This window comes from Mycolicibacterium sp. P4_G11 (assembly GCF_056555145.1).
The window spans coordinates 74,623-88,221 of record NZ_JBFUJW010000007.1 but is presented as its reverse complement, the minus strand read 5'-3'; the positions used below and the strand labels follow the sequence as shown (position 1 = coordinate 88,221).

Here is a 13,599-nt window from a genome sequence, read left to right as displayed (position 1 = left end):
CCGCTGCATTTTTCGGTGTCAACTACGAAGAGCTGTCGACCAGAACGTCGGTCAGCCGCAGCGCGATGGTCGCTCTCCGCGACGCGAGCTGTCGCGCCGAGCGCTGGATCTCCGCCGTCTGTTTCGTCCGGACAGCCTGATACCGCAGGAGCGCCCCGGCGACGTCACCGTCCTCAGCATCGGCGAGCTGGCGAGCGAGTTCCGCACCATCCTGGATCGCCTGATTGGCGCCCTGTCCGCCGAAGGGCGTCATCGGGTGTGCGGCATCGCCGAGCAGCGCGATGCGGGCGGTGGTCCAGCGTGCGATGGGGTCCCGGTCGTAGACCGGGTGCATGTACACCGGCCCGGCTGCGCCGCGGATCAGCCGGCCCACCACGGGCTCGAAATCGTCGAACTGCCGGGCCAGCGCCGCCAGATCCGCACGCGCCGACCACAGGTGCAGCGGTGGTTCGTCGACGCCGAGGGTCGCATCGACCGCCACCTGGCGGCCCGCGCGCACCGGCATCGCGATGACGTGTTTGGCGTAGTCGGCCGAATGCCACGAGCGCAGACGGTCATTCGGCCGGCCGTCCAGGCAGTCCACCGGGCTGACCGCGCGGAAGATCACCGAACCGCAGTAGTTGATTTCGTCATCGCTGAACAGCGTTCGCACCGTGGAGCGCAGCCCGTCGGCGCCGATCACCAGCGGTGTCCGCAGGACGGCGCCGTCGGCGAACGTGAGCGCGACGTGCTCGTCGTGCTCGACGAGCCTGGTCAGTCTATGCCGTAGGCGAACCTGGTCCCGGCCGAGATGGGCCACCATGAGGGCGTGCAGATCAGCCCGGTGGACGGTGCGCGGTGACAGCTCGGCGTCGGCGTACCCGAACCGTCCGTGCTCGGAACCGATGTTCGGGGTGGCGGCGTAGTCGGCCACAGATTCCACGTGACCGGCCTGATCGTGGGTCTCGAAATATCTTGTTGCCGACGATATCTGGTTGAACTCGTCGAGCATTCCCCATTCTTCGAACAACCGCAGCGTCGGCGGCGAGATCCCGAGTGGGCCGCCGACCTCGCCGAGTTCGCGGGTCTTGTCCACCACGATGGCGTGGTGGCCGTTGTGGCGCAACGCAATCGCTGCGGCGAGGCCGCCGAGGCCCGCGCCGACGACGATGGGTGCGGCGGTGTTGTGATCGGACACGAATGAGTGCCTTTCAGGTTCCGGGATGAGTGAAGCGCGCCAGGCCCTCGGCGTCGAGGGCAAGCCGGGGCACCGCCTCCGGTCGGTGGTTGACGACGGTGCGCACATTGCAGATCGGCAGCCACAGTCCGTCGTGGATGATCAATTGCTGTATGTCGTGCACCAGCTTTCGGCGTCCAGCGGGGTCGGAGCAGTGCAATTGACCGTCGAACAGATCGTCGAGCCGATCGCGTTCCGCGCGACACATCGCGTTGCGCTGGTCGACCGCGAACTGATACCGCAGCGCATCGGGATCTAGTGCGGTGTAATAGAAGAACCGGAAATCGTAGGCTCCGGACTGCTGCCGCGACCGGAGTTCGCCGAAGTCGACGTTGTGGAGCACCAGCTCGATGCCATGTCCGGCCCACTGGTCGGCCACCGCGGACAGCAGGTCGGCGTCGACGGGGGAGAACGAGCTGTTGAACACCACCTCGAACCGCAACCCGTCGGCTCCGGCCGCATCGAGTAGTCGCCGGGCCGCTGCCGGATCGTGCGCCAGCTGCGCTGAGAAGTCGCGGTAGTGCAGCGCGGTCGGCGTGAGCACCGAGCCGGCCACGGTGTAGCCGCACGAATCCAGAATCGGCCGCAGTCGCTCGCGATCGATCAGCAGCGATAGCGCGCGCCGGATTCGGCGATCGGTCAGTGGCCCGCGAGAGACGTTGGGGCACAGTCCATAACTGATCCCCGGATTGTGGAGTTGTGCGGTCCGGAAGTCGGCTGCCGGCCCCGCGTGCACATCGGCGAGTCCGTCGTCACCCGCGGTGAACAAGAGGCGGCGCCTGCCATCGGTGAGGCACCCCGCGCCGGCGGGCACCCACGACCCGGTGCCCAAGCGCATCCCACCCGCTGACGGTTTGCTCACCGCCAAGTTCACGCCGGCCAGGCTGTGCAGGAACGCGGCGTTGTGCCGATCGAACCGGAACACGACCGCCTCGCCGCGCGACTCCACACCGGACAATCCGGCCAGACTGGCAATCGCCGATGGTAGGGGAGTAACCCCTGAAAGGTCATTGACGATGTCGCAGAAGCTGTTTCGGACCAGATCGGCAGTGAGCGGCACACCATCGGAGAAGTGCCGACCGGCCGGGATCGTCAGCTCCACCGTCAGTGGATCGGGACGAGACCACGACGAGGCCAGCCACGGCCGCAGCTGCGCGGTCACGGGGTCGATGTCTACGAGGCTCTCGAACACCTGTCGCGCATAGGTTTTCGAGATGCCGTTGTAGGCCAGGCGAGGGTCGACGGTGAGTTGCCCGGGCGGCCAGGCGAAGCTGATGTCGTGCGTCACTGGGCGACTCCGGCTTGAGTGGAGACCGCCGGTCGCGCCGCGGCGGACGCGACGAGGCCGACGACGGCAATCAGTACTCCGGAGAAAACGAACAAGCGGTGCGGGCTATCGAAGCCGCCGATCGCCGTCGCGCCGACCGATACACCGATCGCCGCACCCAACGCACGCAGATAGTGGTAGACAGCGGAATCGAACGTGACCCGGCCGGAATTGGTGAGCACGTTCGTGGCCAGCGAGCTCCACAGAAGGCCCATGGCGCCGCCCATCACGGTGGCGCAGATCAGCAGCGAGCCGACGTGATCTGCCGCCACCGCGACACCGAAGCCGGCCAGTGTCAGGCAAGCCGCCCCGTAACTCACCAACCGGGTGTTCTTCGCGTCCTCGCCGGGGCGACCGAACTTGGTGATCGGCAGGAGGCCCGCGACGACCGCCATCGGCAGCAGCACCAGCGCCGCGCGGTAGGAGCTGAACAACTGCACCCGTTGCAGGACGTAGATCACCACCAACGTGAAGACGTTGGTCGCGATGCCCGCGACGAAGACGATCAGAAAGCTGCGGTACAGAATCGGCCGCCGGGCTCCGTCGCCGCCCGACCAGCGGCAGGCGCCGATCACCCCGACGCCCAGCACCGTCGCCAGCGCGCCCAACAGCACCTTGGTCGTCAGCTCGGTTGTCGTCCCGGCCGCGAGGAAGATGACGACCTGCACCAGCCCGAAGCCGACGATCAACGTCGCACCTCGGCGCGACCTCTCGGGCTCAGCGTCGGGCTCGGGTGCCTGCGCGCGTGCGCCCCACGCCAACAGCGGGATCGACGCGGCGGTGGTCAGGACCGTCTCGTACGGGAAGGCACGCCACCCCCACGCGTCGTTGAGCACCGCGGTGATCAACGGCGAACACAGCGCCGACGCCGACACCACGAGCCCCCATGTTCCGAGGAATGCCGTGTGGTGATCCGGGTAGAACTGTTGCCGCGCGATCCGGAACAGCTGCGGCGCCAACAATGCCGATGTCGCGCCCTGCAGGAATCGGATGACGATGAGCACCCAGAAGGCCGGGCTGAGGCTCGCGGCGATGCCGAGTACGGCGAGCGCTGCCGAACTGACGTAGAACGTCGTGACGGGCCGGCAGCGGTGCAGCAGCAGGCCGGCCGGCAGCAGGGTCGCACAGAACCCGGCGAGGAAGGCGACGCCGACGTTGGCGGTCACGCCGTAGGGCAGGTGGAAGTAGTCCGAGATCGACGCGTTCAGCAGAACGGTCGCCGAGGAATTCGAATAGAGGGTGTACTCAGCGAGGTACAGCGACGCCGCAACGGCGTAGAGAGATGGCTTCATTTTTCATCACAAGAACTGGAAGGGTGAACGTTCGGGCAGCGAGAATCAGCGCGCGAATTTGTTCAACGGCGCCAGGCGGGCGCGGTTCCAGATCGAGGAGAGAAAAGACGGGGCGCACGACGAGTACACCCGCACCATGGGTGCGGGAACCTGGTCAGAACGAGCACCCACGCGGCCGACTATACCGGTCAGCTCCTCGCGCGCCCTCGGTGCCTGAGGGCAGAATCCCGCCCTCGGGATTTGCCGGAAACGCGCTGCGGAGCGATGCGCCGTCGGTGCCTTGATTGCTGCACGACATGTATTTGCTGGTCAGGGGTTTGTCTTCCTTTCCTGCGTGCGGGTAAGATGCAAGGATGCTGTTTCGCCACGTACGTAGCTCAGGCGTTGCTGGCGCGTCTGCTGTGCTTCGCTGGGCCGGCCTGGGTGCCTCGGTTCTGCTCACCGTCGCGGCCCCGCTCGTCATCCCGAGTGTGGCGGCTGCCGACGACTGCCCCGACGCTGAAGTCATCTTCGCGCGCGGCACCGACGAGCCGGTGGGCATGGGCCGCGTCGGTGATGCTCTCGTCGATTCGCTCCGTAGCAAGACCAGCGGCTTGGTCATCAGGTCCTACGCGGTGAACTACAAGGCCACGATCACGCAGCGGCACAGTGGCGAGGGTGCCAAGGACGCGATTGCTCGCGTCAAGTCCACCGTGGCCGAGTGCCCCAACACCAAGATCGTGCTGGGTGGTTACTCGCAAGGCGCGAGTGTGGTCAATATTGTGGCCGGCTTCTCCGGTATCAACTGGGGTGATCCGCTGCCGTCGGAGTACGTGAAAAACATTGCGGCGGTTGCTACTTTCGGCAATCAGGCTGACCGTACCGACGGTGCGCCACCGACCCAGAAAACACCGCTCAGCGCCAAGGCGATCGATCTGTGCAACCCTGCAGACCCGATTTGTCACGCGGGTGCGGGCAACTCCTGGAGCGGGCATACGCAGGGCTACGTTCCCGAGTACACCGACCAGGCGGCGTCTTTCGTTGCATCTGCGCTTCTTGCCGGGACCGCTCGGACCCTGCCCGGCTACGGCTCGCAGTTCCCGGCGTATGGCCCGCAGCCCGGGCCTGGTCCGCAGGCTGGTTATGGTGCGTTGCCGGGGCCGCCGCCGGCCTACGGCACGCCGCCCGGACCTCCGCAGACCTACGGCACACCGCCCGGCCCGCAGACGGGCTACGGATTGCAGCCTCCCAGTTCGGTTCCGCCGGTGTCTGCGCCGACATCGCCGTCTCCCGGTCCTGCATTGACCTAACGCTGCCGCGATAAAGGCACGTGGCTGGCGATTTCGGCTACCGAATTCGGCGATACTGCTGAAACTGGTGCGACGAATGAGCCACTCGTGGTTCGCCGAATGCGCGGTTTTGCGAATCGTGCGGGGCCGTTCGTCATGGGGGGATAATGTGAACTCGCTTTGCGTTCCCTGTGCCTGAGCGGGCCGTACGTGCCTGCGAAAGTCGTCGCCGTGTGGCAGGAAGGTCGTGTGTACGGATGAATGCGCTGAATCACGACCGTTGCCATCCGGGCCCGACGCCGAGCCTTGAACATGAGCATTGACCGCTTATCGTGACCGTGCTGAGGCGCCCGACAGCGCCGAATGAAGGTGTCGCACCGCTGGTGTTCAGACTCAGCAGCCGGCAGTGGCAGGTTGCCGAGTTGCTCGTCGCGCAGTGCACCGACCGTGAAATCGCCGACGCGTTGTTGATTACCCCCAAGACCGCCGGCCATCATGTGTCGGCGATTCTGACCAAGCTCGATGTGCCTACCCGCGTGGCGGCACGTCAAAGGCTGCTGGAAGCCAGGGGCCAATCCGTGCGAGATGGTGAGTACGCGATTCACTCGAGCGCTTGCCATGTTCGTCGCCACCAGCCGCGCCGCTCGCCTCAAGACAGACCCTTCGGCCTGACCAGCCGTGAACAACAGATCGCCGAGATGCTCGCCGACCGCCTCACGGACAAGCAGATTGCCGACGTACTGGTGATCAGCCGAAAGACCGTGAGCCACCACGTCGCATCGATACTCGCCAAACTCGGTGTCACGAATCGCAGTGCCGTCCGGGCCATCTTGCGGCCGGATCAGAGAACTGGACGTTGACCGTTTGTTGATCGCTTGTTGAGCGGAATTGAACAAGCGTTGAGCCGCCGTTGAGCCGACTGCGGATAGTGAGTGTCGACGCAGACCGCTCTAGTCGAAGGTTGATCGATGCAGCAGCGAGTATGTACCTACGTATACGCCGACGATCCGATTCTGCAGGCCGGCGTGGTCAGCCAGCTTCGGCTGAGGCCGGAGATCGACATCGTCGCAGCGGAGTTGAGTCGAGCAGATGTCGCCGTCGTGGTCGCGGACTCGCTCGACGCGCAGACGCTGCGTGTCCTACAGGCCTTGCAGCGGGCCGACATTGAGCACACCGTTCTGGTTACCAGCGCCGTTGATGACACCACCGTGGTCAGCGCGGCCGAGGTCGGTGTGAGTGGCCTGTTGCGGCGGTCGGATGCGACACCGGATGTGCTGGTGCGGACCATTCAGCAGGTGGCCAACGGCGACGGGGTGCTGCCTTCTGACCTGCTCGGGACGCTACTGGGTCAGGTCGGGCGGCTGCAGCGTCAGCTCCTGTCACCGCAGGGGTTGACGTTCTCGGGGCTGACGGATCGTGAGACCGCGGTCCTGCGCCTGATCGCCGATGGCCATGACACCAACGAGATCGCACAGGAGCTGTGCTACAGCCAACGCACGGTGAAGAACGTCCTGCACGACGTGACGACGCGGCTGCAGCTGCGCAACCGGTCGCATGCGGTCGCCTACGCCGTCAGGGCTGGGCTGATCTGAACGCCGAATTGCCCTTTCGGGCAAGGTTTCCTGCCCTCATGGCGGGACGACTGCTCGTTCCGCCTTTCCCTCCTTCGCGCGACGGTGATGGTTGTGATTTCTGACGTCGATGAGGCGCTGAAGAAGCTGATCACCCGGGAGGCGGTCGACCAGGGGGATGTCGAGGTGGTCTTCGACGCGCCGACCAAGGATTGGGCCGCGCGCCGCAGCGGACCCACCATCGATGTGTATTTGTATGACATTCGCGAGGATCTGCGCCGGCGGCAGCGGGGCATGATCAACGAGTACCGAGACAACATCGTCGTGTCACGGCATTTGCCCCCAAGGCATTTCAAGTTGTCCTATCTGGTCGCCGCGTGGACGCAGCGTCCCGAGGATGAGCATCGTCTACTGGCCGCACTGCTGCGGTGTTTCCTGCGTTACGAGGCACTGCCCGAGGACGTGCTCGGCGGATCACTCGAACAGCTCGGCCTACCGGTGCCGATGACCGTCGCGCTGCCGCCCCCTGAGGATCGATCATTCGCCGATGTGTGGACGGCGCTGGGCGGTGAGTTGAAGCCGTCACTGGATGTCGTGGTGACGGCGCCCATCGACTCCGGTCGATCGTTCCTGGCGGGCCCGCCGGTCAAGTGGGCGCCCACCCTCACGTTGGAAGGCATCGACGGGAGTGCGCCGCCGGAAACCCTGCCGCACGGGCTGACCGGGATCGCGTTCGAGGCCGCCGGGGCCGACGGCGCCGATCGAGCAGCGGCCGGCGCGGGTAAATCGACGGCCGAATCGTCAGACACGTCGATCCGAATCCGCAAGCGCCGTCCGAAGTCCGGTGGGACGGCGCAGTGACGCCGCCGGCGACCCCGGCGCTCGGCAGTCGGGGATATCTGCTCGGCCGGGCAGCCGTGATCGAAGAACGGGTCCGCACACTTGTCGCGCACCGAAGGAGTGTCGACCCCTCGCCCGACGACCAGTTCCGTGGCCTCTACATCAGCGACGCCACGGTCGATGCCCTGTTGGGCGAGCCGCAGGAACCGCCGCTGTTCGACTCGGTGCGTCGAAACATGTTGGAGAGCAACGCAGATGCCGCCGAAGCCGCGGGAAGTATCCTGCGGCTACGGGCACTGGCCCGCACGGCGGGCCTGACAGCTGACGATGTCGATCTGTTGGTCATCGCGTTGCTCCCCGACCTGGACGCGCGATTCGAGCGCTTCTACGGCTACCTCAATGACGACGTCACGCGTCGGCGAGCGACCGTCGGATTGGCCCTCGAGCTTGGTGACCTCTCACCGTTGGATGCTGCGGCGCGTGCGCGATTGTCGCCGGGCGCACCGCTGGTGGATCTCGCGTTGGTGCTGATCGAGGAACCGGACCGGCCGTTCCTCACCCGTGGTCTGCGGGTCCCCGATCGGGTCACCGCCCATCTGCTCGGCGACGACAAACCCGATTCGGCCCTTGCCGGGTTGCTGACCGAACCGCATCGCAACGTCACGGACCAATCGACCGCACTGGCAAAGGCTCTCGTTGCGGGGCAACGGTTCTGCTATCTGCGCGAGACCGGAGGGTGCTCCGGAGCCGCCATAGCCGCCGACGGTTTGTCCAAAGCCGCTCGGCCGGTGCTGTTGTGTGACGCGCGACGTTTGGTCGCGGTCGGCGATCCCGCGACGTCGGTCGCCGTGCTGGGGCGGGAGGCGGTCTTACTCGATGCGGGCCTGGTGATCTCGCCGGTTGAGCCGTTGGCGGAGCATTCCGCCCGCGTCATGCTGCTGCTGGGTCGGTTACCGGTGCCGGTGGTGCTCGTCGGGACGTCAGCATGGGATCCCGCATGGTCTGACGATGTTCCCCTCGTCGTCGAGACCGCCCGGTTGACCACATCGGAGCGGACGGACCTGTGGAAGCGTCAACTCGGACCACTCGCCGATGCCGTCGATGTCGATGATCTGGCCTCGCAGTTCGCGTTCGGTCCCAAAGAGGTTGCGGCGGCGATCGATTCGGCGCACGCATCGGCACGCCTCGATGGCGGCACACCGACCAACGCGGAGCTGCGCCGTGGCGCCCGGCTGCAGAATGCGGCGGGGCTCGAGCGGCTTTCGCGGCGCGTGATGCCCGGTGTTTCATGGCACGACCTGGTTCTGCCGGACGGCACGCTCGATCAACTCCGAGAGTTGACGGTGCGAGCGCGGCACCGGGAAAAGGTGTTGCGGGACTGGCAGATGCGACCGGGCGGGGGCCGGGGCAGTGGTGTCACAGCACTTTTCGCCGGAGATTCGGGTACCGGCAAGACGATGGCTGCCGAAGTGATCGCCGGTGATCTGGGCCTGGATCTGTACGCGGTGGACCTCGCGACCGTCGTCGACAAATACATCGGTGAAACAGAGAAGAACCTGGAGCGGATATTCACCGAAGCCTCGAACGTTTCAGCTGTGCTGCTGTTCGACGAAGCCGACGCGATCTTTGGCAAGCGCAGTGAGGTCCGCGACGCTCACGATCGGTACGCCAACATCGAGAGCGCCTACCTGCTGCAACGGATGGAGTCGTTCGACGGCGTCGCGATTTTGGCGACCAACCTGCGGGCCAATCTGGATGATGCGTTCACTCGGCGGTTGGACATGGTCGTCGACTTCCCGATGCCGGACGAGCAGGCCCGATTGGCACTGTGGCAGCGCTGCCTGGATGGCCCGGTCCCGGCGTCGGCGGACCTGCAGCTCGACGTCTTCGCCGACGCATTTCCGTTGGCCGGGGGCAATATTCGGTCGGCGGCGATCACTGCCGCATACATGGCTGCGGGATCGGGCCGCGACGTCGATGTGGAGCATCTGACCGCCGCCATCCATCGTGAATACCGCAAGCAGGGCCGGCTGTTGCCGACAACCGGATCATGACCGAGCCGGCGCATTCGGCGCGACCGGTCAACGATGCGTTGGCCGAGGGCCGCCGGCGGACGGAGCGTGCGCGCCAGGCCGAAACACCAGCCGCCCTGATGGGTCTGCAGCGTGCCGCCGGCAATGCCGCGGTCAATGCGCTGATGCTGGGGAAACTCAGGGCCCCTGGCAAAGGGGAAATCGAAGCGGCGCTGCGGGAGATGCGGCACGACGAACCGGCGGTAGATATTGTCGAAAAGGGTTTGAAGGCAGCCAAATCCGTCGGGGTTCCCGTCGATCTGGAGGGGCCGAAGCCGCCCGCGTCGGCGCTCGCGGTGAACATCACCGGATTCGGGCCCAACGTGGTTGCGCCCAAGAAGCCGGTGCCGCCGCCCAAACCGGTGCCGGCGAAAAGCCGGCTTGGCGCTGCCGCGGCCAAGCCCGCGAAGCGGTCGGGTGGAGCTGGGGGAGCCGCGGGCCCGCAGCCGGCTGTGGCGCCTCCGACCAGTGCGCCGGGTGGCGCTGCGACTCCGCTGTCGGCCGATCAGCTGCTGCAGCCACCGGTCGCGCCCCAATCCACCGCGCCACACGAGGATCCGGCGTTCACTGCCGTCACCCACAAGGTCGGGACGTTCGCCAAGGACAAGCGCGCGCACCCGCCGGCCGCGTCCAAGGCCAAGGAGGCCCAGGACGCCGCCCTCGCACCGACCGACGATGTTGCCGGGCAGGCGAAGGCCGCCAAGGTCGACACCATGGATGCCCAGCAAGCCGGGTCGTTCGACAAGAAGGCATTCATCGCCGCGGTCAAGGCGGCCATTGAGGCAAAGTCCCCGAAGACGTTGAAGGAAGCCGACAACTACGCCAAGTCCGGCAAGGCCGGTGAGGTCAAGGGCGACGTCAAAGGCCTGGTAGCCAAAGACAAAGACGGTGAGACGCACGACATCAAGACCGCCACCGAGGCCGCGCCCGACGCGTCCAAGGCAGTACCCAAACCGGTGACCCCGATGGGACCCGAACAGCAGGGTCCCGCACCGGCGATTCCCGCCGACGGCGCGGTGCCCAAACCGGCTCCGCCGGAACAGCTCAACCTCGAAGCGGGCAAGCAGCAGGCCAACCAGGAAATGGCCGACGGCAACGTCGACGAGAAGCAGCTCGCCGAATCCAACGAGCCCGAGTTCAACCAGGCGCTCGCCGACAAGAAAGAGGCTGCGGCGCAGGCCGATACGGCGCCGGCCGCGTACCGCAAGCAGGAACAGGACACCATCTCGCAAGCCCACACGGAAGCGGCCGCCGAGACCAAGGCGGGCGTCGCCGGGATGCAAGGCTCCAAGGCGACCGCGCTGGCCAAACTGGTGGCGGACAAGGGCAAGACGAAGTCGAAGGACGAACAGAAGCGGGCTGAGGTCACGGCCAAGATTCAATCGATCTTCGCCGCGACCGAAGCCGACGTGAAGAAGATCCTCGACGGCATCGATCCGAAGGTGGAGAAGGAGTTCGACCAGGGCGAGGCCGTCGCGCGGAAGGCCTTCGAGGCGTACGTCTCCGCGAAGATGGCCGCCTACAAGAAGGATCGCTACGGCGGCTGGCTCGGCGGATTCCGTTGGGCCAAAGACAAATTGCTCGGCATGCCGTCCAAGGTCAACGAGTTCTACGAGGCCGGCCGCGAGCTGTACCTCAAGCAGATGGACATCGTCATCTCGCGGGTCGCCGACATAGTCGGCAACGACCTGACCGCGGCGAAGAAGCGAATCGCCGCGGGCAAGACGGAGATCGCTTCGTACGTGAAGAGTCTGCCGGCCGGCCTGCAGAAGCTGGGCGCCGAGGCGTCGAAGGAGATCAACGACAAGTTCGAACAGCTGGAAGACGACGTCAAATCCAAGCAGGACGCCGTCGTCGACACGCTTGCCGCCAAGTACGTCGAAGCCCGCAAGGGTCTCGATGAGCGCATCGAAGAGCTGCAGGCTGAGAACAAGGGTCTGGTCGACAAGGCGATCGGCGCAATCAAGGCCGTCATCAACACGATTCGCAAGCTGGCCGCGATGTTGATGGACACGCTCTCCCGGGTTGCGCAGGTGGTCGGCGACATCATCAAGCATCCGGTGCGGTTCCTGGGCAACCTGGTCGAGGGCATCAAGGGCGGGATCATCAGGTTCAAGGACAACATCCTGACGCACCTGCGCAAGGGACTCATGACCTGGCTGTTCGGTGCCTTGGCGGAAGGCGGTGTCGAGCTGCCCGACAAGTTCGACCTGCAGGGCATCATCAAGCTGCTGGCGTCGATCTTCGGGCTGACGTGGCGAAACATCCGCAACCGCTTGGTGAAACAGATCGGCGAGCCGGCGATGGCCGCGATCGAAAAGGGCGTCGAGGTCTTCAAGCTCCTCGCCTCCGGTGGAGTCGGCGCGCTGTGGCAGATGCTGATGGAGAAGCTCGGCGACATCAAGGAGATGATCCTCGAGCAGGTCAAGGACTTCGTGATCACCAAGATCATCACCGCAGGCATCACCTGGCTGATCGGATTGCTCAACCCGGCCGCGGCATTCATCAAGGCCTGCAAGCTGATCTACGACATCATCATGTTCTTCGTCAACAACGCCGAGCGGATTCTGAAGTTCGTCAACACCGTGATCGACTCGGCGGTCGACATCGTCCGCGGCAACATCGGCGGTGTCGTGACGAAGATCGAGGAGGCACTCGGCTCGTTGGTGCCGATCCTGATCGGCTTCCTCGCCAGCGTGATCGGTATCGGCGGTATCGGTCAGAAGGTCCGCGAGATCATCGAGAAATTGCAGAAGCCCGTCACCAAGGCCATCGACTTCGTGATCAAGACCGGACTCAAGCTCGCCGGCCCAATCATCCGCGGGCTCAAGGGGATCAGCGGCAAGGTCAAGGCCAAGGTGGCCGCGGGCAAGGCGTGGGTGAAGGGGAAAGCCGAGGCCGGGAAGCAATGGGTCAAGGGGAAAGCAAAGGCAGGTGCTGCGGCGCTAAGCGGAATCCGTGACAAATTGCTGGGCGTAACGTTCCGCAAGACTTTCGAAGTGGATGGCGAGAAACACAGCGTGTACACGAAGAAGGGCAGCCCTGGAGTCCTCTACACAGCGTCAACCGAAATGCCCAGCGCCCAAGCCGCCCCGACGTCGGAGGTGAAACGACTCGACGACGAGTTCAGAGCCGTCATGGCGCAGTACATCGCAGCGGCAGCCAACGCCGACACTGACCCTTCGGCTCGATCGCGCGGGCAAGCCCTTCACCAACGCGCGGAGCAGATCGTGGTCCGGCTGGCGGCAGCTTCGCGAGATCACCTCCAGGGCGACCAAAGGACTCGCGGCGAGCTTCGGCCGCCGCGTAGCGCTGCGAATGTCGGTGTGGTTGGGCGCCACGGCGAGAAACCCTCCAGTCTGCGGAGCGGGCATCGACTGCATTGGCTGGAGTCTGAACACATCATTCCCTTCGCGGCCGGAAAGTCGTTGTGGCGGGCGCTGTCACTCTATTTGCCGTGGCGAGGTAGTCGCGAAGACAATGCGCAGACGACGATCATGCTGTATTTCGGAGCGGCTAGGATTAAGACGCCGGCCGACAACGCGCGCAGCTATGGGTTCAAAGCGATTCTGGAAGCATCGGGGCTTGCCCGCACCATCGCGCGAGCAGACAACACGGGTCAAACATCATCCGAGGCAACCGATGCCGAGGCGAAAGTCCGCTCGTACCTCGAGGAGATTCGCCAGGACGCAGTGGCACGGACGAAAGATGCGGTGCGAGCCGAGAATCAAATGATTGAAAGCGGCAAATCGAAATCTAACGGCCAGCGGCGTGGTAACGAGCCACCGACGCCGACGGATGGCCAGATCGAGGCGGCGTCGCGGACCCAGATGGGTGACATCGAGGTACTGGTTGCAGAAGAGCTGCAGCATCGCGACGAGGTTCGGGAGAAGGTAGAAAACATCAACCAGCGACGTCGGCCTGGTTAGCGACTGTGACTTGAATCCGTGCCCGAGGGTGGGCTAAGCCGGTTCGCATCGTCGCGATCCCGAAAACTCGATTGCTGGACATCC

9 protein-coding genes are annotated in these 13,599 nt (G+C 65.2%); 6 read left to right on the top strand and 3 right to left on the bottom strand.

What is annotated here, in order from left to right:
• Positions 1-22 precede the first annotated feature (22 nt).
• From AC1U2B_RS17960 to AC1U2B_RS17950, 3 genes are read right to left on the bottom strand one after another with little or no spacing between them, the layout of a single operon-like run.
• The gene (locus AC1U2B_RS17960) at positions 23-1,177 is read right to left on the bottom strand and encodes an FAD-dependent oxidoreductase (RefSeq protein WP_480217834.1); all 1,155 of its coding nucleotides are present in this window, start codon (positions 1,175-1,177) and stop codon (positions 23-25) included.
• A 13-nt stretch (positions 1,178-1,190) separates the two neighbouring features.
• On the bottom strand, positions 1,191-2,504 hold the full coding sequence (locus AC1U2B_RS17955) for an ABC transporter substrate-binding protein (RefSeq protein ID WP_480217833.1): 1,314 nt from the start codon (positions 2,502-2,504) through the stop codon (positions 1,191-1,193).
• Positions 2,501-3,835: an MFS transporter gene (locus AC1U2B_RS17950; RefSeq protein ID WP_480217832.1), complete on the bottom strand. Its 1,335-nt coding sequence runs from the start codon at positions 3,833-3,835 to the stop codon at positions 2,501-2,503. The genes AC1U2B_RS17955 and AC1U2B_RS17950 overlap by 4 nt, the downstream gene beginning before the upstream one ends.
• Positions 3,836-4,188: 353 nt before the next feature.
• Between AC1U2B_RS17950 and AC1U2B_RS17945 the strand changes: the two genes are divergently transcribed.
• From AC1U2B_RS17945 to AC1U2B_RS17920, 6 genes are all read left to right on the top strand, one after another.
• Positions 4,189-5,124, top strand: coding sequence for a cutinase family protein (locus AC1U2B_RS17945; protein ID WP_480217831.1), 936 nt, complete (start codon positions 4,189-4,191; stop codon positions 5,122-5,124).
• A gap of 362 nt (positions 5,125-5,486) precedes the next feature.
• Positions 5,487-5,963: a LuxR C-terminal-related transcriptional regulator gene (locus AC1U2B_RS17940; protein ID WP_480217830.1), complete on the top strand. Its 477-nt coding sequence runs from the start codon at positions 5,487-5,489 to the stop codon at positions 5,961-5,963.
• A gap of 108 nt (positions 5,964-6,071) precedes the next feature.
• Entirely contained in the window at positions 6,072-6,695 is a 624-nt protein-coding gene (locus AC1U2B_RS17935; protein ID WP_480217829.1) for a response regulator transcription factor, read from the top strand.
• Positions 6,696-6,782: 87 nt separating this feature from the next.
• A complete protein-coding gene (locus tag AC1U2B_RS17930; RefSeq protein ID WP_480217828.1) occupies positions 6,783-7,535 on the top strand; it encodes a Pvc16 family protein in 753 nt (250 codons plus the stop codon).
• Positions 7,532-9,568 carry an ATP-binding protein gene (locus AC1U2B_RS17925; RefSeq protein ID WP_480217827.1) on the top strand — a complete coding sequence of 679 codons (2,037 nt, stop codon included), beginning with the start codon at positions 7,532-7,534 and terminating at the stop codon, positions 9,566-9,568. Before AC1U2B_RS17930 ends, AC1U2B_RS17925 begins: the two co-directional genes overlap by 4 nt.
• The gene (locus AC1U2B_RS17920; protein ID WP_480217826.1) at positions 9,565-13,515 is read left to right on the top strand and encodes a phage tail protein; all 3,951 of its coding nucleotides are present in this window, start codon (positions 9,565-9,567) and stop codon (positions 13,513-13,515) included. Before AC1U2B_RS17925 ends, AC1U2B_RS17920 begins: the two co-directional genes overlap by 4 nt.
• Positions 13,516-13,599 lie beyond the last annotated feature (84 nt).

What these genes read in the sequence shown, in the direction of transcription:
- AC1U2B_RS17945 (WP_480217831.1), top strand. Translation starts at nt 4,189, where the DNA reads ATGCTGTTTCGCCACGTACGTAGCTCAGGCGTTGCTGGCGCGTCTGCT.
- AC1U2B_RS17920 (WP_480217826.1), top strand. Translation starts at nt 9,565, where the DNA reads ATGACCGAGCCGGCGCATTCGGCGCGACCGGTCAACGATGCGTTGGCC.
- AC1U2B_RS17935 (WP_480217829.1), top strand. Translation starts at nt 6,072, where the DNA reads ATGCAGCAGCGAGTATGTACCTACGTATACGCCGACGATCCGATTCTG.
- AC1U2B_RS17930 (WP_480217828.1), top strand. Translation starts at nt 6,783, where the DNA reads ATGGTTGTGATTTCTGACGTCGATGAGGCGCTGAAGAAGCTGATCACC.
- AC1U2B_RS17950 (WP_480217832.1), bottom strand. Translation starts at nt 3,835, where the DNA reads ATGAAGCCATCTCTCTACGCCGTTGCGGCGTCGCTGTACCTCGCTGAG.